Source organism: Bacillus alkalicellulosilyticus (assembly GCF_002019795.1).
In the GTDB taxonomy this organism is placed as follows: domain Bacteria; phylum Bacillota; class Bacilli; order Bacillales; family Bacillaceae_F; genus Bacillus_AO; species Bacillus_AO alkalicellulosilyticum.
The window spans coordinates 3,406,361-3,431,141 of record NZ_KV917381.1 but is presented as its reverse complement, the minus strand read 5'-3'; the positions used below and the strand labels follow the sequence as shown (position 1 = coordinate 3,431,141).

At 36.2% G+C, this 24,781-nt stretch carries 23 protein-coding genes; 12 read left to right on the top strand and 11 right to left on the bottom strand.

Annotated features, from left to right (window positions below):
- The first annotated feature begins 107 nt into the window (after positions 1-107).
- Positions 108-746, top strand: coding sequence for a PAQR family membrane homeostasis protein TrhA (gene trhA, locus BK585_RS17280; protein ID WP_078555187.1), 639 nt, complete (start codon positions 108-110; stop codon positions 744-746).
- Between the two features lie 72 nt (positions 747-818).
- Here trhA and BK585_RS17275 read toward each other — a convergent pair whose 3' ends face one another.
- Positions 819-1,226, bottom strand: coding sequence for a GNAT family N-acetyltransferase (locus BK585_RS17275; RefSeq protein ID WP_245805857.1), 408 nt, complete (start codon positions 1,224-1,226; stop codon positions 819-821).
- A 20-nt stretch (positions 1,227-1,246) separates the two neighbouring features.
- Entirely contained in the window at positions 1,247-2,656 is a 1,410-nt protein-coding gene (gene pdxR / locus BK585_RS17270) for a MocR-like pyridoxine biosynthesis transcription factor PdxR (protein ID WP_078555185.1), read from the bottom strand.
- Between the two features lie 132 nt (positions 2,657-2,788).
- Here pdxR and BK585_RS17265 point away from each other — a divergent pair, with 132 nt between their 5' ends.
- The 5 genes from BK585_RS17265 (at position 2,789) to BK585_RS17245 (ending at position 6,515) form a co-directional block, all read left to right on the top strand.
- Complete coding sequence (locus BK585_RS17265; RefSeq protein WP_078555184.1) at positions 2,789-3,715, top strand: DMT family transporter; 927 nt, start codon at positions 2,789-2,791, stop codon at positions 3,713-3,715.
- 37 nt (positions 3,716-3,752) lie between these two features.
- A complete protein-coding gene (locus tag BK585_RS17260; RefSeq protein WP_078555183.1) occupies positions 3,753-4,121 on the top strand; it encodes a VOC family protein in 369 nt (122 codons plus the stop codon).
- Positions 4,121-4,900 (top strand): alpha/beta fold hydrolase, encoded by a 780-nt coding sequence (locus BK585_RS17255; protein ID WP_078555182.1) that lies wholly within the window; start codon positions 4,121-4,123, stop codon positions 4,898-4,900. The genes BK585_RS17260 and BK585_RS17255 overlap by 1 nt, the downstream gene beginning before the upstream one ends.
- 121 nt (positions 4,901-5,021) lie before the next feature.
- The gene (locus tag BK585_RS17250; RefSeq protein ID WP_078555181.1) at positions 5,022-5,252 is read left to right on the top strand and encodes an excisionase family DNA-binding protein; all 231 of its coding nucleotides are present in this window, start codon (positions 5,022-5,024) and stop codon (positions 5,250-5,252) included.
- Positions 5,253-5,297: 45 nt separating this feature from the next.
- Complete coding sequence (locus BK585_RS17245) at positions 5,298-6,515, top strand: putative glycoside hydrolase (RefSeq protein WP_078555180.1); 1,218 nt, start codon at positions 5,298-5,300, stop codon at positions 6,513-6,515.
- A 186-nt stretch (positions 6,516-6,701) separates the two neighbouring features.
- On the opposite strand, the gene BK585_RS17240 is transcribed toward BK585_RS17245, so the two are convergent.
- The 6 genes from BK585_RS17240 to BK585_RS17215 form a co-directional block, all read right to left on the bottom strand.
- Entirely contained in the window at positions 6,702-7,838 is a 1,137-nt protein-coding gene (locus BK585_RS17240) for a hypothetical protein (protein WP_078555179.1), read from the bottom strand.
- 12 nt (positions 7,839-7,850) lie between these two features.
- Entirely contained in the window at positions 7,851-9,113 is a 1,263-nt protein-coding gene (locus tag BK585_RS17235) for a hypothetical protein (RefSeq protein WP_078555178.1), read from the bottom strand.
- On the bottom strand, positions 9,114-9,983 hold the full coding sequence (locus tag BK585_RS17230; protein ID WP_078555177.1) for an ABC transporter ATP-binding protein: 870 nt from the start codon (positions 9,981-9,983) through the stop codon (positions 9,114-9,116).
- Positions 9,967-10,743, bottom strand: a complete 777-nt coding sequence (locus BK585_RS17225) for a hypothetical protein (protein ID WP_078555176.1) — start codon at positions 10,741-10,743, stop codon at positions 9,967-9,969. Before BK585_RS17225 ends, BK585_RS17230 begins: the two co-directional genes overlap by 17 nt.
- Positions 10,740-11,291, bottom strand: coding sequence for an RNA polymerase sigma factor (locus tag BK585_RS17220; RefSeq protein WP_078555175.1), 552 nt, complete (start codon positions 11,289-11,291; stop codon positions 10,740-10,742). The genes BK585_RS17225 and BK585_RS17220 overlap by 4 nt, the downstream gene beginning before the upstream one ends.
- Before the next feature lie 298 nt (positions 11,292-11,589).
- Positions 11,590-11,772, bottom strand: coding sequence for a hypothetical protein (locus BK585_RS17215; protein WP_078555174.1), 183 nt, complete (start codon positions 11,770-11,772; stop codon positions 11,590-11,592).
- A 229-nt stretch (positions 11,773-12,001) separates the two neighbouring features.
- Between BK585_RS17215 and BK585_RS17210 the strand changes: the two genes are divergently transcribed.
- Entirely contained in the window at positions 12,002-12,553 is a 552-nt protein-coding gene (locus BK585_RS17210; protein ID WP_078555173.1) for a GNAT family N-acetyltransferase, read from the top strand.
- Positions 12,554-13,020: 467 nt separating this feature from the next.
- On the opposite strand, the gene BK585_RS17205 is transcribed toward BK585_RS17210, so the two are convergent.
- Together BK585_RS17205 and BK585_RS17200 are read right to left on the bottom strand one after the other, a co-directional pair.
- Positions 13,021-16,086 carry an efflux RND transporter permease subunit gene (locus tag BK585_RS17205; RefSeq protein WP_078555172.1) on the bottom strand — a complete coding sequence of 1,022 codons (3,066 nt, stop codon included), beginning with the start codon at positions 16,084-16,086 and terminating at the stop codon, positions 13,021-13,023.
- Between the two features lie 7 nt (positions 16,087-16,093).
- Positions 16,094-17,326: an efflux RND transporter periplasmic adaptor subunit gene (locus tag BK585_RS17200; protein ID WP_078555171.1), complete on the bottom strand. Its 1,233-nt coding sequence runs from the start codon at positions 17,324-17,326 to the stop codon at positions 16,094-16,096.
- 452 nt (positions 17,327-17,778) lie between these two features.
- Here BK585_RS17200 and spxA point away from each other — a divergent pair, with 452 nt between their 5' ends.
- On the top strand, positions 17,779-18,174 hold the full coding sequence (gene spxA, locus BK585_RS17195; protein WP_078555170.1) for a transcriptional regulator SpxA: 396 nt from the start codon (positions 17,779-17,781) through the stop codon (positions 18,172-18,174).
- A 69-nt stretch (positions 18,175-18,243) separates the two neighbouring features.
- Here spxA and BK585_RS17190 read toward each other — a convergent pair whose 3' ends face one another.
- On the bottom strand, positions 18,244-18,906 hold the full coding sequence (locus tag BK585_RS17190; protein ID WP_078555169.1) for a TerC family protein: 663 nt from the start codon (positions 18,904-18,906) through the stop codon (positions 18,244-18,246).
- A 332-nt stretch (positions 18,907-19,238) separates the two neighbouring features.
- On the opposite strand from BK585_RS17190, the gene mecA reads away from it, so the two are divergent.
- The 4 genes from mecA (at position 19,239) to pepF (ending at position 24,775) form a co-directional block, all read left to right on the top strand.
- Entirely contained in the window at positions 19,239-19,901 is a 663-nt protein-coding gene (mecA, locus tag BK585_RS17185) for an adaptor protein MecA (protein ID WP_078556878.1), read from the top strand.
- Positions 19,902-19,984: 83 nt separating this feature from the next.
- Positions 19,985-21,496 carry a cardiolipin synthase gene (gene cls, locus BK585_RS17180; RefSeq protein WP_078555168.1) on the top strand — a complete coding sequence of 504 codons (1,512 nt, stop codon included), beginning with the start codon at positions 19,985-19,987 and terminating at the stop codon, positions 21,494-21,496.
- Positions 21,497-21,675: 179 nt separating this feature from the next.
- Positions 21,676-22,899 carry a competence protein CoiA gene (locus tag BK585_RS17175; protein WP_078555167.1) on the top strand — a complete coding sequence of 408 codons (1,224 nt, stop codon included), beginning with the start codon at positions 21,676-21,678 and terminating at the stop codon, positions 22,897-22,899.
- A gap of 52 nt (positions 22,900-22,951) precedes the next feature.
- Positions 22,952-24,775, top strand: a complete 1,824-nt coding sequence (gene pepF, locus BK585_RS17170; protein ID WP_078555166.1) for an oligoendopeptidase F — start codon at positions 22,952-22,954, stop codon at positions 24,773-24,775.
- Positions 24,776-24,781 lie beyond the last annotated feature (6 nt).

Below are 24,781 nucleotides of genomic sequence, written 5' to 3'. Positions count from 1 at the left end.
TAAGGGTGTGCGTAAATTTATCGGGAATAAGAAAAGCGACGACCCCACCATTCTTATGGTATAATAATGATTATGGAAAACGTTAGGAATGAAAGGAATGGATGAAAATGGCTAATACTCATACTTTTTCAACGGGAGAAGAAATTGCAAATTCAATTACCCATGGGATTGGTGCATTGTTAAGTATTGCAGCGTTGGTTTTATTAATTGTATTCTCTTCCTTGTACGGGAATGCGTGGCATGTCGTAAGCTTTACAATCTTTGGTGTGACCATGGTGATTTTATATTTCTCCTCAACATTTGTTCATGCTCTTCCTAAAGGAAAAGCTAAAGATGTATTTGAAGTATTAGACCATTCCTCGATTTACTTTTTTATTGCCGGTACGTATACGCCGTTTTTATTTATAGCTGTTCAAGGTTGGCTTGGATGGACGATATTTGGTATTATTTGGGGCATTGCCATCGGAGGAACAGTGTTTAAAGCCTTTTTTGTAAAAAAATACTTATACGTATCCACATTACTTTACTTGTTAATGGGTTGGGGCGTAATTGTTGCTTGGAATCCTCTTGTTGAAAATGTGGTCCAGGCAGGAATCGTGTTTTTAGTCATAGGTGGAGTTTTATATTCTATTGGAGCCATTTTTTATGTGTGGCGAGGATTTAAGTATCATCATATGATTTGGCACCTATTTGTCGTAGCTGGAACAATCATGCACTTTTTCTCAGTTATGCAATTGTTACATTAATAAAAAAGCTTGTCAGTTAAGAATTTCTGCTGACAAGCTTTTTTTAGTCAATTAAACTGCCTAGAAATGTACTTATCTTTTTCTCGCAATCTTAAAGCCGTTATCAATTTTTTCAAAGCCGAGTTTTGGGTAATATTGCATTGCAGTTGGTGAAGACAATAAAATTAACGCAACTTCCTCACCGATTGTCTCTTGTACTCTTTGGACAAGTTCGCGACCAATCCCTTGGCTTTGGTAGTCTAACCTAACAGCTAAATCTGATAAGTAACAACAATAACTATAATCCGTAATCGCTCTTGCAACACCAATGAGTTTATCAGAGTCCCATGCTGTGATAAGAATATTTGCGTGGTGAATCATGCTCTCTAGCCTTTCTAAATCATCAGAAGGTCTTTTAATCCCTGAAGCTTTAAAAACGGAAGACAGTTGTTCGGCTGTTATTGAAGCGTCGTTTTTATAAGTGATCGTTTGCGTACTCACCATATATCCCCTCACATTTCCTATTCTTTCTCGATACAAACAATGCCTTTTTTTAATCGTTGGACACCATCTCTGATTTCGTCAGGCGTAAGGTTACCATAGCCTAATATAATTTTATCTGAGTGGGTATGGATTCCAATTGTATGTTCTTCTACTGAAACAATGTGAACTCCTTTTTTTCTAATTTGTTTTATTTTTTCTTTCGTAAAAATCACATTTGAAAATTGAGCAACTAGGTGAAGTCCTGTTGAAGCACCTAGAATAGTAACTTCATTGGGGAACTCTGTTGTTAAACTATCTATTAAAGTATCTCGCCTCTGTTTATAGATTTTCCTCATCGCAGTAATGTGTTTTTCTAAATGGCCTTCTTGTATAAATCGTGATAAAATCAGCTGCTCCATCGTTGGTGAGTGATAATCGGTAAATCGTTTAATGGATGTAATCCTTTCGAGCAATGAGGGAGGAAAGATGAGATACCCTAGCCGTAAGCTTGGAGAGAGGACTTTACTATAGGTTCCGACATAAATAACTCCACTTGGAAATAAGCCCTGTAGTGAACTAACAGGAGGTCCGGCGTAGCGGTATTCGCTATCGTAATCATCCTCGATGATGTAACTCCCTCTTCTTTTTGCATATTCAATGAGTTCAATTCGTCTTTGAATGGGGAGCGTGCCCCCTAATGGAAATTGATGAGACGGTGTGACAATAATGAACTTTGGTTTGCTGTCAGGAGGCAGGAGCTCGGTTTTTAATCCAAATTGATCAACCTCAATGGGGATGGTTGTTGCTCCTTTTTGCGTAAATATTTCTCGTAATTCTTTGTTTATTGGGTTTTCAATGATGACTTCATCGCCCTTATGAAGTAATTTTGCTAATAAAGAAAGCGCTTGGGTGGCGCCAGATGTGATTATTATTTGTCTAGAATGACAAGCAATTCCTCTTGTTTTATAAAGATAGTTTGAAATCGTTTGACGTAACTCTTCATTTCCTTCAGGACGATTGTACCCAAATAAATAAGGAGAGCTCTTTTCATAAACTTCTTTTACAACTCGAGCCCACTTTTTTCGGGGAAACAAGTCTAAGGCTGGAACACCAGAGCGGAAGTCTACTATGATTTCGTGCTCAATAGGGTCATCAGTTTCCTCCATAATATTCGTAGTGTTTGCTAGGTGAACATCGTTTAATTGAACTCCAGTTTCGACAAAAGTACCAGAACCTGTCTTCGTAAATAAATAACCTTCTGCTAGTAATTGATCATACACTTCAACGATGATAGTACGGGACACTTGTATTTTTTCAGCTAATTCTCTACTTGAAGGCAGTTTGGTCCCTGCTGGGTAAACACCTGTTAAGATTTGTTTTCGAAGAGTAAGATATATTTGGTGTAGCAATGGAACATCAGACGTCCTATCAATTTCAATCCAAGCCATATACCATTCCTCCAGTTTCATAAATTGGTTTGGAAAAAAGCATTTAATTGGCTCTACAACAAACCACTTCCTATTGTTAATTTTACATTATGTTGCAATATTGGAAAACAATTAAATGAACGGAGTGGTTATATGGGTGTAAGAAAGGTAGCTTTTCTAAAAGTAATCATAGCGATGTGTATTGTAGGAAGTTCTGTCGTTGCCGGAAAAGTAATGGTTGATCATATACCAATATTTATAGCTTCTGCTTTACGATTTATTTTGGCATCGATTATATTCGTCCCATTACTGTTGTGGAAAGAAGGGCTTCCTTCGATAACTCGACGAGAATGGGGGATTTTAATTCTTCAATCTGTAACGGGTGTCTTTTTATTTAGTATTCTAATGCTTTATGGCTTAACATACACATCGGCAGTGGAAGCAGGAATTATCACAAGTACGTTACCTGCAATGGTCGCCATTTTAGCTATTATTATGTTAAGGGAAAAGCTAACTACATTTCAGAGTAGTGGTGTCATCCTAGCAGTTACAGGAGTATTCGTTTTGCATCTGTTTGGATCAATCCAAGGAGATGAGGTAAGTAGTATAGTTGGAAATGTATTGATAGTAGGTGCTGTATTAGGAGAAGCATTGTTTATTATTTTGGGTAAATCCCTTTCTAGTAGGCTCAGTCCTTTGGCCATATCAACTTCTGTTTCTCTTATTGGTGGAATACTTTTTATGCCGTTAGCGATATACGAGATTCAAAAGACTCAATATGATTTTACATCTAGTACAGACTGGGCCCTCATTTTGTACTTTGCAGTAATCGTAACGGTTCTAGCGTTTCTTTTAATGTATGAAGGGTTAGCCAAATTACCTGCGTCGGCGGTTGGTGTGTTAACGAGTGTACTTCCACTTAGTACAGTTCTTCTTTCTGTTTTATTGTTAAAGGAACCCTTTCTATTGCACCATTTGTTTGGATTAGCGATTATTTTGGTCGCCATTTACTTCATATCTCGAGAAGACAAACATCATTATAAACAAAAATATCCAAATATATCTCGTAAAAGGATATAATTGAAGGAGAATAATTTGTACGAGGAGGCGTTAATTGATGATTCTTGGGTTACATCACGCACAAATTACAATTCCAAAAGGGAAAGAAACGGAAGGTAAGAGGTTTTATTGCGACGTTTTAGGGTTAAAGGAAATAGAAAAGCCTGAGTCTTTAAAAGGGCGCGGTGGGTTTTGGCTTGATTTAGGAAGTTACCAGGTTCATGTGGGAACCGAAGACGGTTTTGACAGGAATACGACAAAAGCACATCTCGCATATGAAGTAGATGATATCTCGTATTGGAAAAAGAGATTAGAGCAACATCATATAAAAGTTGAAGAATCTGTTGCCATTCCCGGCTATGAACGATTTGAATTTAGAGACCCTTTTGGCAATCGAGTTGAGATGATAAAGGAAGTATTACTATAATGAACTACACGGAGCATGGAGATAAAAATGGGCCGCTCATGTTTTTTTTACATAGAGGAGGAGTAAGTGGTTGGATTTGGAATAAACAGGTTCGTTATTTTTCATCTTATCACTGTATCGTTACCGACTTACCGGAGCAAGGGGAAAGTTTCAAAGAAACACCCTTCTCTATTGATGATAGTGCGAATCAAATCCTTGACCTCATACAAGAAAAAAGAAAAGATAAACAAGTCATTGTCATTGGATTTTCTTTAGGAGCTCAAGTAGTAATAGCCATGCTTAGTCAAAGACCGAATGATATTGATTATGCCATGATTAATAGTGCATTGTTCAGACCGATCCAGTTTGCTACTATGTTTATAAAATCTTTATCTATCTTTTATCCCTTAGTAAAAAGGAAAAGTTTTTCTAAACTTCAAGCTAAAACGTTATACATTGATAGTGAGTTATTCGAAACGTATTATCAAGAAACATGCAAGATGTCGTTTCAAACCTTTCATCGAATCATGATTGAAAACATGACTTTTTCAATACCCGAACAATTTTCGCAAGCAACAGCAAACATACTTGTAACTGTAGGACAAAAAGAGAAAGGCATTATGAAAATATCAGTAGTAGATTTGCCTAAGAGTAATGTAAATTGCACAGGTCATGTGTTCGAAGACATAGGTCATGGAATATCATTAGGAAAACCAGATTTGCTTCACCAAATTGTTGAACAATGGCTAAATCATCAGCAATGGATGAGCAGTAATATACAATTAGTGAACGTGAAATAGCTGGGTCTGGATGAAATTCTGAAGCATAGTCAATCTTGGCAAATGAGACTTGAGCAAATACTACATTTTAGGTCGCAATTCCTACCATTTATCGCTATACTTCAACTAAGGAGGAGTGGACATGTACATAACAGTAGATGAATTAGCAGAGTTTTTAAATGTGACTCCAGAATATTTACAAGAACAAATTAGAGTGGGAAACCTCACCGCCGTTCATGACGGAAAAGAGTATTTAGTGAATAAAGAGCAGTTCAGATGGCATAAAGAACAAATTGAAAAAAGAATTATAGAATTCCGTCTTGCCGAAAATGAAGAAATTCCTGAAGATGTTGATGTTAAAGATGAAGATTAGGACATAGTATTAGTAACAGGACTAATAAAAAAAGGCGTGAATGTAATGAAAAAACAAACAAAAAAGCTTGTAGGTAGTTTCATTGTGTTATTTTTCATTAGTGTTGGGTGTATGTACTCAGTAAGTGCAGAGGAGCAGAGCCCTATAGTAAACTTCCATAGTACTAAGGAAGTGGGATTTGTATCTTTACAGTTACCAGAGGAATTACCTCGATTTCTTACGTTTTTTGATTCTGGTTACTCTTTTACTTATCCAGATGCGGTCAGAGGTATCTATGTTACTGGAAATAGTGCGGGTGGGGCAAGATTCGAATCTCTTCTTGATTTGGTGGAAAGTACGGATTTGAATGCTATGGTAATCGACATTAAGGAGGACCACGGTTATTTAACGTATCGACCTGATGAAGACTCCCCTTTTTATGATATCTCTAAAAATTTTATAGGGGATATAGAAGGCATGATGAAAGTGCTAGAAGAAAAGCAAATTTACCCGATTGCCAGAGTGGTAGTCTTCAAGGATTCTGTATTAGCAGAAGCTAGACCTGACTTATCTTTTAAAACACCAGACGGAGAAGTGTGGAAGAACAACCGGGGTGAAGCATTTGTGAATCCGTTTTTAAAAGAAGTCTGGGAATATAATGTAGCGATTGCAGAAAAAGCGGCTCAACTTGGATTCCAGGAAATTCAGTTTGACTATGTTCGTTTCCCTGAAGGATTTGAACGAAGAGATGCTGAACTGCAATATGGGGTTGGAGAATATGAGGGTGGTGATGAGGATAACGTCCAAAAACGTGTTAGTGCCGTTACTGATTTTGTAGCATACGCCCGTGAACAACTAGAACCGTATCAAGTAGATGTATCTGTTGATATATTCGGATATGCAGCAACGATTAGTGAAGCTCCAGGAATAGGTCAAAACTTTTCAAAAATTTCAGAGAATGTCGATGTTATTTCTTCAATGATTTATCCGAGTCATTGGACGTCGTACTTTGGAATTGCTAAGCCAGACTTACACCCGTATGAGCTAGTTGATGCGTATGCTAAAGTGGAAAATGAAGTATTAGGTGCTCTTGAAAATCAACCCGTCTCCAGGCCCTGGATTCAAGATTTTACAGCAAGCTGGCTTGGTTCTGGAAATTACATTTCGTATGGAAAAGAAGAAGTCGAAGCGCAAATTCGGGCGTTGCAAGACAATGGAATCAATGAATATTTAATTTGGAATGCGACCAATCGATATACACCGAATGTGAACTATACTCCGTAAGTTGATATAACTAATAAAAGAAAAACTGTACCTTAGTTGCAAAAAAATCTTTAACACTCTGAAAAAGTGTTAAAGATTTTTTTCATGACCAATGAGGTAATGGATTGATGTTTACTTCAGGCTATATATAAGTTTACCCAAACTTAAAGAAATCGTGGAACCATTCTAAAGAAACGGTGAAATCCATTATGCTAGAATATCAGCTGTTTTTTCTTTTCTTGAGTTGAAATATATAACGATTATTGATAGCGTTCCCAACAAGAGATAGAACAACATGCCATAGTATTGAGGGATTCGGATAGATGCTATTTCAAGGATAAGATAATGTACGATAAACGCTATTGTTACAAAGACAAGTGGAATGTGTCCACCAATTAATGTAAGGTAATTTGGTGCAAAGTTTGAGATGAAGACGATGAATAATGTAAGCGCAAAACCTATCAAGTATATTCCAACAACCGTCAATAAGATATATTGAATAAATGTTAAGTCATACCAAAAATCAGAAAAGTTGAGAACAGACATAATATGTTGATTAAAAAACATGTAGACATTGTTAGTAGAATATATGATAAAAAAGAGAATGAAATGAGCCGTGATAATTATAAACGCTGCTAGCAAAGCGGCAACTATTTTTTTTACAAACAATCTTCTTCCCATCTTTGACGAATACTGAATGAAAATAACGTTATTCCTTTTATCTCGAATAAATATGGGAGCTAGCATAAACATTAAGCTTAAAAATATTACTATGGATACATACTGTATCAAATTTCTATAATTCTCAAAGATAAGATAAGGAAAGATAGAGGTATATGTATCAGATTGGAGTACATGTTCAATCCTCTCGATTTGCTTGTCATTTAAACCGTCAAAGGAGTAATAGTCTTTGTACTCATAATTATCAATAAAATATTCTCTAGCCTCTAATTCCCAATAAAAATCTACTTCTTCTTCAAAGATGATTTGATTCCTCGTATTCTCTTTAAGTTCATTTTGTAATTCTGTATCAACTAACTGTTCATATGTTGTGATTCCTGCCTCTATTGCCATTTCGTGCTGTGCCAATAGGTGATTGGCTTTTTCCACTTCATGTTCATAGACTTGCTTAAAATGTAAAAATTCTTTCTCATCTAGTGTGCTTCCATAATTATGTAACATTTCAATGCTTATATTATAATAATCTAGTTCCGGCCTTCCGTTTGGAAAATGCTCAAAGTAAAACGAAATAAATAAGAAATACATAATCGAGCTCATAATAAGGAGCAATAATATCATTTTTATCTCAAATATCTTTATTAGTTCATTCCAAATAATGCGCATTGCGATCCTCCTTTAATTTATTTCCTCGTGGGTAAATTTTTTGTAGCTCATCAGACTTAAGATGAATAACAATAGAAGCCAGGAGCAAAGGGTAATGACTTCATAATACTTAAATGTTGTAAACGCCCCGCTTTCCATAAACCAAACCGAGGGATTTATGATTAAAACGAATGGAGTAAATGCTGTGATAAAAATAAGAATTCCATCCCTTGGAAAAAACTGAATAGCAAGAAGAGAGACACCAAATAGAATTACAAAGATAAAGAAAACTAGATAGCTATTTTTTATAAAGATAGAAATGATAAAAGTGATAGCTGAAAATAGAATGGAAGCTACATAAACAACAAGAATAGTACAAAGTAAAAATTGTAGGAACGATAGATTCCACCACGAGATGTACGGCAGAAGTGGAGGTTCCCAGTTGAAAAAATTACTGATGGGCACATGCCAGAGGCCCTTATAGTTAAACATTGAGAAAAAGGCTAGTAATGTTGGTAGTAGAATAGATGAAGTAATGGCTACCGTACTAAGCAGCGATACCGTCAGCTTATCAATGGCAAGTCTTCTTCCTCGCTTTGTAGAATACATGAGAAGCTGCGTCTTGCTTTCAAATTCATAATTGGTTAGAAAAGCTGTTGTTAATACAACAAGAATCATAATTTGGTAAATCATGCTTGAAAAAAGCTGTTTAAATAATAAAGAATGCATTCCATATATCTTTCCGATAAAAAATAAATGTTTGTGTTCATTATTTTCAATAAGACTGGCAACCCTGTTCTCTAATTGACTATAATTCCTTCTTACTGTCTGGGCAGCTTGTCCCGATAACTGATACTTAGCTATTTCTCCCTCAGCCACCCCCATTATATTAAGTCCTTCATAGACTTCATCAATGTCCTTTACCAGATGTAAGTAATTTTCAATGATGACGATTTCGGTAAAAAATGATTTTTCCTCTTCACTAAAAAGTGTTTCATTTTGATAATAGATTTCAAAAAACTCTCCGGCACTTTGAAACGGTACTGAAGCTCTTTCAGATGAAAGTTTTTTAACTGTTTGCAATGCAACTTCGTAATCTTTTTCAATTTTTTGTATCATATTCTCATTTATTTCAACTCCGTATAGGTCAACTAAATGAGTTACGGTTAATAATTCTTCTCTCATACCACGATGTTCAAAGACAATAAACAAATTAAAAGTGATAAACAATAGAATCAGAACTAGTATGGAGGGCGACGTAAACACCTTTTTAATTTCAAACAGCTTGATGTCCATCTATATGGTTTCTCCGTCCTGATAAACATACAAAAATACATCCTCTAAATTAGGTGTAACCCGCCTCCATAATGGGTTAATTTCCCCTTTAGAGATAAACTTTACTAGCATGTTTTCATCTGCTTGCTTTTCAGATAAAGATAAGTAATTTTGTCTAAATATTGTCATTTCATCAAATGGGACTTCCGTTTCAAATACGAGTCCATCAAGGGTTTGACAAATCGGTTTAACCTTGTCTTTATAAAGAACTTCTTTGTCTTTAATCATAACAATTTCATTTGCAATCGATTCAACATCTGACACAATGTGAGTGGAAAGAATAATAATCCTATCTCTAGCTAACTCTGAAAGTAAATTCCTGAATCTTACACGCTCTTTTGGATCTAGACCTGCAGTTGGCTCATCTAATATTAATACTTTAGGATTATTAAGCATGGCTTGTGCTATGCCAACACGCTGTATCATACCACCAGAAAATTTTTTCATTTTTTTATCGGCTACATCCTCTAATGCTACCAACTTCAGTAATTCACTAATCTTATCTTTGGAAGTTTTTCTATCGAGCCCCTTTAGTGCAGCTAAATAACTTAAATACTTATTGGGGCTATAATGCTTATAAAAGCCAAACTGTTGTGGCAAATATCCTAGTACTTCTCTATAATCCTCACCGAGTTTGTTAATTTCCTGCCCTTGGTATAGGATTTCTCCTTCGCTTGGAAAAATGAGAGTTGTCATCATTTTAATTAATGTAGTTTTACCAGCGCCATTTGGTGCTAATAACCCATATACTCCGTTCCTAAATTCAAGGTTAATATTTTTAAGTGCAGTAAAGTTACCAAATGTTTTACTTACATTATGTATTGTCAACATGGTACATCACCCTTTCGTTATTTTTAAAAGATAGTAGTTTATTTAAATGATTTGCATATAGTAAGGTACAAATGATTGTAATTATACCGTAGACATAAATCGGCAGGTTTTTTAAAAATAAATGATAGAATTCAAAACTAAATTTATACAATAGTAAATTAAGTAATATCCAGCTGATACCAAAAATATAGTTTACTTTTTTTGTTTTGACTTTTGTGATGACATAAAGAAATAGTGTAGAAAATAAGAACAGAGAAGTTGTAGAAATCATAAAGGCTAATATAACATTTATTGCCGGGTTGACAAATGCGATTATTAAAATAAAGAAAAGGTTTCCCAAAATACTCATCATACTAAAAATAAACATCCGAAAAGCAGCTACTTGAGAAATGTTATACTTACAGGTCATTTCAATTTCCAATGTTTGATTCTGTTTTGTATTGAAGTATGAAGTACTAACCATTACTAAATATAAAATGGGTGATAAGATGAAAATAATTGAATAAACTACACCATTTTGATTCAGACTTTGTCCAATATCAATGCCTATGAAAATGAGGATGGCAATTGAAATAAGTACCATAAAGATAATTTCTGTTGCATCATGAAAAAGGTATTTCATTCCTATTTGGTAATACATTCCTTTTAAAGAAGCAAAGAATGATTGATTTGGTTGAAGTCCTTTAGATACGATTAATTGGACTTGTTCATCAATGACCTTATCATCAGGAAATTCAATTTCAAAATGCTGCTTTTTCATTTGCACCACTCCTTTAATTCTTTTCTTACTATTTTTAGTGTTGAATAATACTTTGTTTTCACTGTCGATTCAGTTATTTTTAATAGCTTTGAGATCTCAACGAAGCTATAGTCAGCAAAAAGTTTAAGTCTTATTATTTGCTGGTTTGTACTGTTGAAGTACTTTACAATTTCATTAATCTTTTCAATATCTTCCTTGTATTCGAGGGATAGGATAAAGTCCTCATAATCTATGATTTCAAAGTCTTCAATGGGACTAACATCAGTTCTGTATTTATAATTTTTCGAGCGGTAATAATCTACGATTTGATAAGTAGCTATCTTATGTAGCCAAGTGCGAAAGGAAGCTTTTTTCGAATCGTAATGGTGCATAGACTTTAACATTCGAATAAAAACTTCTTGGGTTAAATCAAGTGACAATTCTTTGTTGATTGTCTGCTGATAAATATAAGAGTAAATCTCTTTATAATATTTTGTTATTATCTTATTTGCAGCTTCATTGTCTGCTTTACGCTGAATACTCCTTATCCATTTATCCTCTTCATTCATAAAGTCTGCCTCATTTCCAACAGTAGATATCGACTTCGTCTGCTACTTCCTCTATGTATATATTCGAAAAGTAGGAGCAAATAGTTTTAATTATTTTACATTTTTTTAGTTTCATAGTTAAAGGCACAAATCTTTTCCTACAAGGGAGAAAGATTTGTGCCTTTAGGTGAGTAATCTATCTTTTTAAATTGTACATCTTTTTTATATTAACATAAATATCCAGTTGGAAATAAAGTTAAATTAGTTGAAAAAAGAGCAGGGTTGATTCCCTGCTCTTTTTCAGTGGTCTTTTATTACATTAACTTTTTCCGCCAACTTTTCTCCACCCAGTTTGGGTTGCGGCGCTTTTAGTTGTATATCGGTCAACTTGCCCACGACCTAGTATTTTCATTCCAAACACATTCGTAAGTATGCCATTTAAGGCGGTAAGTCCTATTACAATTGCAGCTAACAATAAAAAATCAACAATAAAAGCTGTCATTGGTATCCTCCTCAGACTAAAAACGTCAATTGGACATTATATCCTTATTTTATCTGAAATCCATCGGAAATGAAAGGGGATTGAACGATTTATATAGGAAAGAGAGGTGATATCGCACAAGCGAACAATTGGGTCAATTTCCCTTGGAAATCCGCACTTATCCCTGTTTATTGTTGGGTGAATTATGCATATACTAATTATACAAAGATAAAATGGAGGTCATTGAAGAGTGAATTGGTATGAAAAACTTAATCAATATTTTCCAATAGAAGAGATGAAGTCGAAAGAGCATATCGATTTACTACTAAAAGACAAAGCTGATATCTATTTTAAAGACGAAGGTCCAAATCATGTGATGATGTATGTAGAAATGGATGACTTTGTGTTTATTGATTATTTATTTGTCTCAAAAAAAGCAAGAGGCCAAGGGTTAGGAAAGCAGTTACTCGATAAGCTAAAAGCAAAAAATAAGCCGATCATTTTAGAAGTCGAACCTCTCGATTATGAAGATTCAGATACCCAAAAAAGATTTCGCTTTTATGAACGAGAAGGGTTTGCGCATGCTTCGGCTATCGGATATCGACGCCGTTCATTGGCAACTAATGAAATAAATCAATTAGAAATCTTATATTGGTCACCAATTGATGAGTCAGAAGAGAGTATTTTTGATAAAATGAAGATGACGTATGAAACGATTCATACGTACAAAGATAAAGAGCTATATGGACAATCATATGGCGGTGTGGATGAAGTGTTAACGTACGATGAAACCGAAACGTGAATTTGAAGTAAGGGTGGTGAGTAAGGATGAAAAGAAAAGATAAAATCCGAAACCAAAAGAAACGTAATATTCTTAAAGACTTCTTTAAGAAAAATGTTAAAAATCTACGCAGATCACCTAGTCAAGGTCCGGCCGCCCAAAAGATTACAGCATGATAGATAAGAACGTATGAAAGTAAATAGATGAGACTGAGCAAACTGCTCAGTCTCTTTTTTGTATTAGAAAGGTAATAGATGATGGAATAAGAAAGTTTATAAATTGAAGTTGTTCAAAGGTGTCCTGCAGGATGATTCAGGGAAGAGCAAGGACTTCGCACACTGCGCGTGTTTTACAAGAAAGGCACTTGTAAAACACTTTTAAAAAAGGCAGTGGCTACGCTCCTTGCTTATAAAAAAGGGCGACTTTAGAGGGCACTGTAAAAGTTAAAAACCGAACTTTTTCAGTGCCCTCCGACTTTGTCGCTTTTTTTATTCCATCGCTTCTGCAGTAAAGTTTTTCTTTTCCTTACGGCGGTCTAACAAGTAATACACAGTCGGAATCAGGAGTAATGTGATAAGTGTCGAGAAGGTTAATCCAAACACAATCACGATAGCCATCGGCTGTTGAATTTCTGTTCCTTCTCCAAATCCAAGAGTTAATGGGATTAACCCTAAAATCGTTGTAAGGGCGGTCATTAATATAGGTCGTAGTCTTGTTGGACCCGCTTCAATAATGGCCTCGTAAGTGCTTAATCCACGTGCTTTTAACGTATTGATATAATCGATTAACACGATAGCGTTATTGACGACAATACCAGTCAAGATTAAGACCCCGACGAGGGAACCAACACCGAATGGTTGAAACGTGACTAACAATCCAAAGATAATACCAATCACGGTTATTGGAACAGAAAACATGATGATAAGCGGATAATAAAACGATTCAAAACGTCCGGCTAACACCATATATACTAAAACAACAGCTAGGGCAATGGCGCCAGCAAGTTTAGTGAACGCATCAATCATTTGCTCATCTTGTCCTCCAAACGATATCGAATATCCGGAAGGAAGAACAGGGCCAAGCTCATCACGTAGTGATACTTTAATTTCATCCATAATACTGCCTAAATCGCGACCCAATACGGAGGCAGAGACCGTTACTTCTCGTAACCTATCCGCTCTACGAATCGTACTTGGACCAACACTTCGTTCAAATGTAGCAACAGCTGATAATGGAATTCGCTCTCCGGTTGGTGTATCAATTAATATTTGCTGTAGGGACTCTACAGAATCAGTATAGCGCTCATCCATAATTAAACGAACTTCAAGTTCTTCACCTTGGCGTGCTAATCGTGTAGCAACCATTCCTCTCGTTGCATTGCTTATCGTTGTCGCGATTTGTGCACTACCTACCCCATAGGTAGCGGCTGTCTGTCGGTTAATATGAGCGGTTAATTCCGGACTACCTGTTGTAAAGTTAGAAGAGGCTTCACGAACACCTTCAACCTTAGATATGATAGAAATAACTTCTTCCGATAGCTGATTTAATGTTTCGGTATCTCGTCCCTTAACAGTGATAGAGATAGGGTCACCCGTAAATCCACTATCACTGGATGAAACCGATATGTCTGCAACGGGAATATCAGCAAAGCGAAGCCTTAATTGTTCAGCAACTTCTAAGTCAGAACGGGACCGTTGCCCTGGTTCAGTTAACAATAAATTATAAGTTGCTCGGTTTGTTTGAGAGCCAGCTGAAATGGTAAAATTATCTGTTCCTCCTACAGTTACATAGGCAAGATCAATTTCAGAAATACCAACTAGTTTTTCATCCATTTCATCTATAATTTGCTGTGTGGCTTCGAGTGAAGTTCCATCAGGTAGTCGAACATCAATCGATACAAAACTTTGGTCTTGAGCAGGTAGGAATTCTGTTCCGATAAAAGGAATTCCAGCTAGTGACAACGCCAACAAGATACCAGTGGAAGCTAATACAGTTTTAGGTCGTTTTAAAGCAGCCTCTAATAGCCTCTTGTAACCTTTCTTCAGTCTAGTGAACCCATGATCAAAGGAAGTGGTCTCCACATCATCCTTCATTAAAGTAGACGAAAACAAAGGCACAATAATAATGGCTGTGAAGAGGGAAGCAAGTAAGGAAAAGGCTACAGTAATGGCTAACGGTTTAAATAACTGTGCAGCTAATCCTTCAACGAAAACAATTGGTAAAAAAACGACAACAGTTGTCAATGTAGATGCAACGATGGCCCCACCAATTTCACTCGTTCCTTCAATGGCTGCGTCCTTTATGGATAACCCTTTTTGTTTGAGACGATAGATATTTTCAAGTATGACAATTGAGTTGTCCACCATCATCCCTACACCTAAGGCAAGACCTCCCAACGTTAATACATTGAGCGTATGACCACTAAAATACATAAACAAAAACGTTGTTATGATCGAAATTGGAATTGAAAAACCAATAATTAAAGTACTTCTAAAATTTCGTAAAAAGAAATATAAGACACCAGCAGCCAGTAAACTACCGACAATGATATTCCAAGCGACAGCGCGAATCGACTGTTCAATAAATCGGCTTTGGTCAAAGATACTTTTTATTTGAACACCCTCAGGTAAACTTGCAGAAAGTTGTTCAATTTCTTCATTCAAGGCTCTAGCAACTGCTACGGTATTCGTTCCTGACGCTTTTGAAATAGATATACCAACACTTGGTTCACCATTTAAATAACTTTTTTGATTCATTGGCCTAAGGGTTTCAACGACATCAACTAATGTTTCAAGCGGAACAACCCCTTGTGTCGTCGGAATAGGTAAGCTTTTAATATCATAGATTGAGGTGAATTCACCTGTAATACGAACAGGTAAATTAACATTTTGGTCTACAATTTGACCACCGGGAATATTTAAATTTTCACTTGCCAATATTTGCTGTATATCGGTCATTGTGATTCCATGAAGGGCTAGCTGGTTAGGGTCTGAAAGCAATTGAATTTCTTTAATCGCTCCCCCTTCAATTGAAACCGAAGCAACACCATCAACAGAGTCAAAACGTGGCTTTATTTCATTTTCAACTAATTTTCTAGCTTCAATAATGTCACCATTTGGTTCGGTTACAGCCAACTGAACAATAGGAAGCATGCTTGGGTCAAACCGCAATACTTGGGGAGTAACAACTCCCTCAGGAAGCATATCTCGCACCATATCGATTCGCTCGCGCATATTTAAAGTCGCAAAATCCATGTCGGTTCCCCAATTGAAGGCAACGAGAACTAAGGAACCTCCTGCACGTGAAGTAGATGAAACGGACTCAACGTTAGGCAAACTAGACATGACTTCTTCTATCGGTTGAGTTACAAGTTGTTCAATTTCTTCCGGCCCAGCCCCTTCATAAGAAGTCGTCACTGCAACAATAGGAAAGGTCATCTCTGGAAATAAATCGACCGATAAATCACGCAGAGAGACGAGTCCAAGAATTACAATTAAGCCGATGACCATAGCCATTGCAACTGGTCTTAATACGGAAAGCTTTGCAATTTTCATAGTAGTGTCACTCGTTTCTAATCGTAATTTGTGCCCCGTCCGTGACTCTCTCTTTTCCAGTCGTGATGACGCGGTCACCAACTGCAAGTCCTTCTAGTACTTCAACAAGATTTTGTTCTCTTGACCCGATGACAATGTCTTGTCTTCTTGCTTCGGTATCTTCAGCAAGATAGACAAACGATCCAGTATCATCATATAAAATACTATCCACAGGAATCACTAACGCTTCTTCAATGGTATCTAAATCTATAAGAGCAGTTGTTCTCATTCCACCACGAATTCTCAAATCTTGGTTTTCAAGAGGAATTTGGACAAGGAACGTATTTGTTTGTGGATCTACTACAGGTGATACAACCGAAATGGTACTGTCAAACGATAGGTTTAGACCATCAATAGTCACTTCAGTTTCCATATCTGGAAAAATCTTTCCTACCTGATATTGATTTGCTGAAAAGGTAGCTATCACTGGGTCAAGAACAACAACGGTTGCTAACGGACTATTAGGTAGGGCTGTTTGCCCTTCTATGACATCAAGTTGAGCGATCACGCCATCAATAGGAGCAGTTAGCTCTGTTGCTTGTAACGCCTGTTCAGCTTGTCTAACATTTTCCTTGGCCTGAGCTAATTGCATGTCAAGTTCCATCATATTGATGGGTGGTGTTTGTTGAATAGCGCCAGCAGCTTGACTGAGTTGTGCTTGTTTCATTGATAACTCAAGTGAATGCTGAATGAATTCAAGTAAAGATTGTTCAGGTGAGTCTTCACTTAAGTTTTCAATCATTTCTTGAGAACGTTGCAAGGATTGTTGTAACTCAGCTTCTAGCTCTCGAAGTTCTTCAATGTTTCGCTCGGTTGTGCGGTTTAATTGTTCGGCTTGGGATACGGCGTTCTCTAATTCTTTCACTACATCTTTAGCCTGGTTAATTTGTCTACGAGCTTCTTCATCGTTTAATGAAATAATTAAATCACCTTTTGTAACGGAGTCACCAACCTGTTTGGCTACTTCAGTTACTTCTAGTGGAATCGTTGTAAATAAAGGTATTTGTTCTTGAGGCAATGCTTGACCTGTTAATTCAAGCGTTTGTTTTATTGTTGATTCCGTTACTTCGCTAACATCTACAAGTAACGATGTTCTCTCTTGTCCTTCATTTGTTATTTCATCGCTTGAACAAGCAGAAATCACGAATAGAAAAACGAAAATAACAAGGACGATACGAGATGTGCTAAACATGTTGGTCATGTCTTCAACTCCTACTCTAATTAGTAAAGGCTATTTTTGTGAACTTTGTTGCTATTGGAGCCAAGCTTTCCCTTGGTTTAGTGGTCCAATAGCTAGAGCAACAATCTATGAGAAAAGAGCTTAATTAAAAGAAGAACAAATTACCCTTATACGTTACTATAAAATGTGATAATCAACAAAACATATACAAACATATATTGTGACAATCATGTGACAACTATGAAAAGGAATAAAAAAATTATATAAAAAGGTTTACACTTATAGTAATGCGGGTAATGATAACAGAGCTTCAAACACACGAAATTTGTCGGTAAGAAGTTGTATAATCATTGTATAAATATCTTACATAGGTCTATTCAAATTAGAATTATTATTGTATAATGATTAGTGTAAGAATAAAATTATTTTAATAAAAACGTATTTGATAGATATGAAGGGAGATGTCCAATCAAATGGTAACCCTACTTACATCACCAAGCTGTACATCATGCCGTAAAGCGAAGGCATGGTTAGAAGAACACAATATTCCATTTCAAGAACGAAATATTTTTTCATCACCACTTACAGTGAAAGAGGTAAAAGAAGTAGTTCGTATGACGGAAGATGGAACAGATGAAATTATCTCAACTCGTTCAAAGGTATTTCAAGACCTTAATGTTGAGCTAGAAACATTGCCATTACAAACCTTATTCAAATTAATTAGTGAGAATCCAGGATTACTAAGACGTCCTATTATTTTTGATGAAAAGCGTTTGCAAGTTGGCTATAACGAAGCAGAAATTCGTCGGTTCTTACCACGTAATGTTCGTACGTTTCATTTACAAGAAGCACAAAGAATGGTTAACTAGAAAAAAACTTCTACAAGCCCTTAGCCTGTAGAAGTTTTTGTTTTTGTTCTAGCCTCTTGTTTAATAGTATCAGGCGAAAACCCGTCGGTTCTTCACGTAACCGATAATGATGACAGATATAATGATACCTATTTGGAAACAAGCAGTCACATAGGGGTGACTCGTAAATAAAGGTTCAAGCATGGGTTCATGACTTATCATTCGTGAGGCTGTAAATGCTAATATGCCTGCACCGATATAAATAATAACCGGGAATCGTTCAAAGCCTACTAGAATAAGCTTACTTCCAAAAATAATGATAGGAACTGAAACAAGAAGTCCGATCATCACTAACGCCATATTGCCATGAGCAGCTCCGGCTACGGCAATGACATTATCAAAGCCCATCAATAAATCTGCCAATAGAATCGCTTTAATCGCAGCAAACAAACTAGTACCCCCGTTAATATGTTGAGAATTATCTTGATCGGTTAAAAGGTTAAAGGCGATAAAAATGAGAAGAGCCCCACCAATTCCTAACAAAAAGGGGATTTCTAATAGTTGAACTGCAATGAGAGTTAAGCTTACTCTAATCACAAGAGCCAAAGTAATTCCTAGAATAATTGCTTTGTTTTTCTGGTGCTCGGGGAGATTTCTACAAGCAAGTGCAACAACAATGGCATTATCTCCACCAAGTACGATGTCAATTCCGATAATCGTTAATAGGGCAATAAGAAATTCTGTATCAAACATGAAAACCATCCTTATTTTTCAAACTTATTCCTATTGACAAAAAACAGGAAATTCGGGAAAATAGTCTAAATACATGCTTTTCTGATATGCTTGTATTACTATATGTATACAAAGACAGGCATAACAGAACTAATTTTTATGTATAATTGAGTAAGGCAAACGTTGATTTTTTTTAAATGATGAAATAGTCAGCATTTTTAATTTCCATTCTGATATGATTTATCATAAAATAGAAATAAGAATAAAATGCCCTCACAATTAAATAAGATTAAACAGAAAGAGCCGCTTGTTTGTAACAAAATGCGAACATCATTAAAGGAGGGAGAATGGCCATGGAAATCGAAAGAGTAAACGATTCTACCATTAAGTTTTATATAACGTATAAGGATATAGAGGACCGCGGCTTTGACCGTGATGAAATATGGTATAACAGAGAGCGGAGTGAAGAACTCTTCTTCGAGATGATGAATGAGGCACATGACCGAGAAGACTTTGAAATTGAAGGCCCGTTATGGATTCAAGTTCAAGCATTAGATAAAGGATTAGAAATTGTAGTGACAAGAGGTCAAATTTCTGATGGGAGCGTAAAATTAGAAATTCCTGTTTCTTCAGATAAAGGCAACGACATCCCTGTAGACGATAACATTGTAGACATGCTAGATGCTCAATTTAGGGATCCACAACTTACGGTTGAGGACGAGTTTTTAGAGCTAGTCATCGGTTTCGAAGACTTAGAAGACGCCATCTCTTTAAGTCATAGCTTTTTCATTGAAGACTTTGAAAATGGTTTCTATTTTTACGAAGGCAGATATTATTTGCATGTTATCTTTATGGATGAGCAATATAATGAAGACGAGCAAGATAATATGTTAAGCCACATTTTAGAGTTTGGCTATGAGTCAGAACTAACGATATCTCGAATCAAAGAATATGGTAAAGTAATTATGGAAAATGACGCAATTAAAACGATTCGTGAAAACTTTCCCAAAAAATAATACAATAGCCGATTTCACTTGAAATCGGCTACTTTTTTATAAGGTAATACAATATAAGCTGATAATAAAGTAAGGAGTTTCTTATGTATAATCGTATAAATATCCTTTCTTTTGTCCTAATTACGATAACAATTTTATATTTAACACGTGCATATTGGGAGGGCTGGGTAGTAGGAGCTTTTAGTATGTTGTTTACGATTTCCGTCTTTTTTGTTGCTATCGTTATCTTCTTGGAAAATCGGAATCCAACAAAAACACTAACATGGCTCATCGTTCTTGGAGTCTTCCCTTTAGTAGGTTTCTTCTTTTATTTAATGACTGGTCAAAATTATCGTAAACAAAAATCGTTTACAGAAAAAGCTATACAAGATGAACAGGCATTTGAAAAAATAGAAGGGAACCGTCAATTACAGGAAGAGCAAATTCAAAAAATGCGTGGTCACCAGCAACTTCTTTTCCGTTTAGCACACCGTCTTGGAAATAATCCGATCTCCTTTTCTACAGAGACCAAGGTCCTTACAGATGGAAAAGAAACGTTTGCCCATATATTGCAAGCGCTTAAACTAGCGAAGCACCATATTCATTTAGAGTACTATATCGTTCGACATGATACGATTGGTCAAGAAATAAAAGATGTTCTCATTGAAAAAGCCAATGCTGGTGTTGAAGTTAGGTTTTTATATGATGCAGTAGGAAGTTGGAAACTCTCAAAATCGTATATTAAAGATTTGAAAAATGCAGGAGTAGAAGTGGTGGCATTTTCGCCAGTGAAATTGCCCTATTTAACAAATAAAATCAATTATAGAAACCATCGAAAAATCATTGTGATTGATGGACATGTTGCATTTGTTGGGGGGTTGAATATAGGAGATGAGTATCTAGGTAAAAATCAATATTTTGGGCTATGGCGTGATACTCATTTATATGTCAGAGGAGAAGCAGTGCGAACACTACAATTAATCTTTTTGCAGGATTGGTATTATGTCACGAGAGAAGCATTACTACGTCCTAGCTACCTATCACCCGTGTTAATTGATGAGGGGAAAGATGGCGGAGTACAGATGATTGCAAGTGGACCAGACAAACGATGGGAAATCATTAAGAAACTGTTCTTTTCGATGATTACGTCTGCCAAACAATCGATTTGGATCGCTTCACCGTATTTTATTCCTGATGAGGATATTTTAAGTGCACTTAAGATTGCTGCATTAAGTGGGATTGATGTTCGAATTCTTGTTCCAAATCGCCCTGATAAAAAAATCGTGTTTTATGCATCTCGTTCTTATTTCCCAGAGTTGCTTGAGGCAGGAGTAAAGATTTATGAATATAATCGAGGCTTTATGCACAGTAAAATTATTATAGTGGATAATGAAATTGCTTCGATTGGAACGTCAAATATGGATATGAGAAGTTTTCATCTAAATTTTGAAGTCAATGCCTTTTTATATCAAACAAAAAGCGTGACTACTCTTGTTAGTGATTATATTTATGATTTAGAGCATTCCAATCAGCTCTCATTAGAAGTGTTTAAAACAAGGTCAATTTATTACCGTATCATTGAATCAACATCTCGGTTATTAAGTCCATTATTATAAAAGGAAAAAGCGGTGAATTGTAGAGGGCGCTGAAAAAGTTTAAAACCTAACTTTTTCAGCGCCCTCTGAATTGGACTACGTATTGGTAGGACGAGTATCGCTTTTTCTTTTTCTCTGGAAAGGAAAAACAACGTAAGTGTAGAATAGAACAGTATCTAGTCATGAAATGAGGTGTATCGTTGTTAACGGCAATTGGAAAAAATGGTGAACCAATCTCATTAGCTGACAGCTGGAGCAAAAATGAACTAGTTGAACTTGAACGTAAAAGCGGTTTTTATTGCCCGGTTTGTAAACAGAATTTGCAATTAAAGTTAGGAACAAAGAAACAATGGCACTTTGCACACAAACACACAAAAAGCTGTAGCTTCGAATCAGAAGCAGAATCAGAGTATCATCGAAAGGGGAAGATGCAATTATATAGATGGCTCACAGCTCAAGGCTATCAACCAACGTTAGAACCTTATTTACCTTCTATTCAGCAACGGCCCGACCTCTTATTCTCGTATCAAGGGCGACAAATTGCATTAGAATACCAATGCTCGCCTATACACGAATCCATCCATAAGAAACGAACAAGTTCATTCCGTAAGAAAAATATCCTTCCGTTTTGGATTGTTGGTGGAAATCGAATTAAGCGAAAAGGTACCTATGAATATACGATCCATTCATTTGAATGGCTCTGTACTTTTTCAAAACTCCCCTCATTTTTATTTCCTATGTTAACGTATTATTGTTCTTCATCCGAAAACTTTTACAGTGCTCTTAATTTACTTCCCATCTCATCTCAAAAAGCCCTATCTTCCATCCTTATTAAACCATTACAGAAATATAGCTTTACAGACATCCTCCGTCCCGTAATTGATAATGAGAGAGAAGATCGACTTTTTAGGTATTGGGTAACGGTTAAAAAAAACTGGCGATACTCCACCTTTCCTTTTCAAAGTTCTATCCAGAAATTCTTTCAAGTGCTTTGCTATCACCATTCGATGTACCCCTCACTGTTTCCAATTGAAGCTGGATGGCCTACTCCTTATAGCTATTTTATTGAAACCCCAATGCACATCTGGCAAACATGGACTCTCCTAAAAATGTTCTCTTTACCTCAAGACCAACCTATTCTATTTCGATTCTTACAAACGGCCTTTTCTGATGCCATCGATAAAAATCTCTTTCACATTCGTGATTTGCAATCTGAAGGCTATGTGTATTCACTGTATGCCTATCTTGATTTTTTAAGTAGCATACATGTGTTAGAAAAGATAAATAATGCTACGTATATCATTAAAACTCCGTATCGTATTCCTCTTTCTGTGTCTGATGCAATAGAACTTGACGAAGCTTTTTTTCATAGGCAGTTTTATCCGTATATCCAATCACAAAACATAAAAATTGAAAAGAAATAAAGGAATGAATGAGTGGACCTCGAACGTATATTAATAAAGATAGTTACACTACATGGAGGTGCATGGTTTGGCAACAGCAAAAAGCTTACCAAAACGAAATGAAATACCGGTTGAAAAAACGTGGAATTTAGAAGCAATTTACGAGACAGACTTTACATGGGAAGAGGAGTTCACTGAAATAAAACTGCTCCTACCTAAAATGAAGGAGTTCCAAGGGAAACTTGGAAGTTCAGCTCAAGTTCTATTTGATGGGTTACAACAATCGGATGAAATCACTAAAAAGCTTGGGAAATTATATACATATGCGCACATGCGTAATGACCAAGACACAACAAATGGGTTTTACCAAGGATTGAATGACCGAGCAGCTTCACTTGCTGCACAAGTAGGACAGGCGATTTCATTTATCACTCCTGAAATTCTAAATATCCCGCAAGATACAATCGAAACATTTTCTTCAGAACATCAAGAACTGCAGCTTTACACTCATTATTTCGACCAACTCAACAAAAAGAGAGCCCATGTGTTATCAGAAAAAGAAGAAGCCCTATTGGCTCAGGCAAGTGAAGCAACAAGTGCACCAAGTCATACGTTTGGAATGTTAAATAATGCAGACTTGAAGTTTCCAGTGATTACAGATGAAAATGGAGACGAGGTGGAAGTAACACAAGGTCGTTTTATCTCATTCCTTGAATCAAGTGATCGACGTGTGAGAGAGGATGCCTTTAAAGCCGTATATGAAACATACGGAAACTTTAAAAATACATTTGCGAGTACGCTAAGTGGGCAAGTGAAACGTAATTTGTTTTATGCGAACACTAGAAATTATGAGTCAGCAAGGCAAGCTGCATTAAGTGACAATGACATTCCTGAAGTCGTTTATGACCAATTAGTGTCTACTATTAACGAGCATTTACCATTACTTCATCGCTATATTAAGTTGCGGAAGAAGGTACTGGGTCTTGATGAGCTTCATATTTATGACTTATATACGCCTCTTGTAAAAGATGTAAAAATGGAAGTTACCTATGAGGAAGCGAAGAAACTTGTTATTGATGGAGCTGCTCCTTTAGGAGAAGAATATGTCTCTTTGTTGAAAGAAGGATTTGAAAAAAGATGGGTCGATGTTGAAGAAAATGTCGGGAAGCGAAGTGGGGCTTATTCATCTGGAGCATATGGAACAATGCCTTATATCCTCATGAACTGGCAAAACAACGTCAATAACCTTTTTACCCTGACACATGAATTTGGTCACTCACTTCATAGCTATTATACAAGAGAAACTCAGCCATATCCTTACGGCGATTATACTATCTTTGTGGCGGAAGTTGCTTCTACGCTAAATGAAGCGTTATTAAACAATCACCTGCTAGAGATTACAGAAGATAAACAGAAAAAGTTGTATTTGTTGAACCACTTCTTAGAAGGCTTCCGTGGAACGGTGTTTAGACAAACGATGTTTGCTGAGTTTGAACATCTAATCCATGAAAAATCAGCAGCGGGTGAAGCGCTAACGGCAGATAGCCTCACTGAAATGTATTATGATTTAAACAAAAAATATTTTGGAACAGAGTTAGTCATTGATGAAGAAATTGGCTTAGAATGGGCGCGAATACCTCATTTTTACTATAATTTTTATGTGTACCAATATGCAACAGGGTACAGTGCAGCAACGGCGTTATCAAAACAAATCGTAGAAGAAGGCGAACCTGCTGTGAAAAGGTATATCGACTTCCTCAAAGCGGGAAGTTCCGATTATCCAATCGAAGTCCTAAAAAAAGCTGGAGTCGACATGACATCAGCCAATCCTATCAAAGAAGCATGCGCCGTTTTTGAAAAAACCTTAAACGAAATGGAAAAACTGCTAGAAGAATAAGAGAAA

Coding starts and splice junctions, on each gene's coding strand:
- trhA (WP_078555187.1), top strand. CDS start 108: ATGGCTAATACTCATACTTTTTCAACGGGAGAAGAAATTGCAAATTCA.
- pdxR (WP_078555185.1), bottom strand. CDS start 2,656: ATGGCTTGGATTGAAATTGATAGGACGTCTGATGTTCCATTGCTACAC.
- BK585_RS17265 (WP_078555184.1), top strand. CDS start 2,789: ATGGGTGTAAGAAAGGTAGCTTTTCTAAAAGTAATCATAGCGATGTGT.
- BK585_RS17260 (WP_078555183.1), top strand. CDS start 3,753: ATGATTCTTGGGTTACATCACGCACAAATTACAATTCCAAAAGGGAAA.
- BK585_RS17255 (WP_078555182.1), top strand. CDS start 4,121: ATGAACTACACGGAGCATGGAGATAAAAATGGGCCGCTCATGTTTTTT.
- BK585_RS17250 (WP_078555181.1), top strand. CDS start 5,022: ATGTACATAACAGTAGATGAATTAGCAGAGTTTTTAAATGTGACTCCA.
- BK585_RS17245 (WP_078555180.1), top strand. CDS start 5,298: ATGAAAAAACAAACAAAAAAGCTTGTAGGTAGTTTCATTGTGTTATTT.
- BK585_RS17240 (WP_078555179.1), bottom strand. CDS start 7,838: ATGCGCATTATTTGGAATGAACTAATAAAGATATTTGAGATAAAAATG.
- BK585_RS17235 (WP_078555178.1), bottom strand. CDS start 9,113: ATGGACATCAAGCTGTTTGAAATTAAAAAGGTGTTTACGTCGCCCTCC.
- BK585_RS17230 (WP_078555177.1), bottom strand. CDS start 9,983: ATGTTGACAATACATAATGTAAGTAAAACATTTGGTAACTTTACTGCA.
- BK585_RS17225 (WP_078555176.1), bottom strand. CDS start 10,743: ATGAAAAAGCAGCATTTTGAAATTGAATTTCCTGATGATAAGGTCATT.
- BK585_RS17220 (WP_078555175.1), bottom strand. CDS start 11,291: ATGAATGAAGAGGATAAATGGATAAGGAGTATTCAGCGTAAAGCAGAC.
- BK585_RS17215 (WP_078555174.1), bottom strand. CDS start 11,772: ATGACAGCTTTTATTGTTGATTTTTTATTGTTAGCTGCAATTGTAATA.
- BK585_RS17205 (WP_078555172.1), bottom strand. CDS start 16,086: ATGAAAATTGCAAAGCTTTCCGTATTAAGACCAGTTGCAATGGCTATG.
- BK585_RS17200 (WP_078555171.1), bottom strand. CDS start 17,326: ATGACCAACATGTTTAGCACATCTCGTATCGTCCTTGTTATTTTCGTT.
- spxA (WP_078555170.1), top strand. CDS start 17,779: ATGGTAACCCTACTTACATCACCAAGCTGTACATCATGCCGTAAAGCG.
- BK585_RS17190 (WP_078555169.1), bottom strand. CDS start 18,906: ATGTTTGATACAGAATTTCTTATTGCCCTATTAACGATTATCGGAATT.
- mecA (WP_078556878.1), top strand. CDS start 19,239: ATGGAAATCGAAAGAGTAAACGATTCTACCATTAAGTTTTATATAACG.
- cls (WP_078555168.1), top strand. CDS start 19,985: ATGTATAATCGTATAAATATCCTTTCTTTTGTCCTAATTACGATAACA.
- pepF (WP_078555166.1), top strand. CDS start 22,952: ATGGAGGTGCATGGTTTGGCAACAGCAAAAAGCTTACCAAAACGAAAT.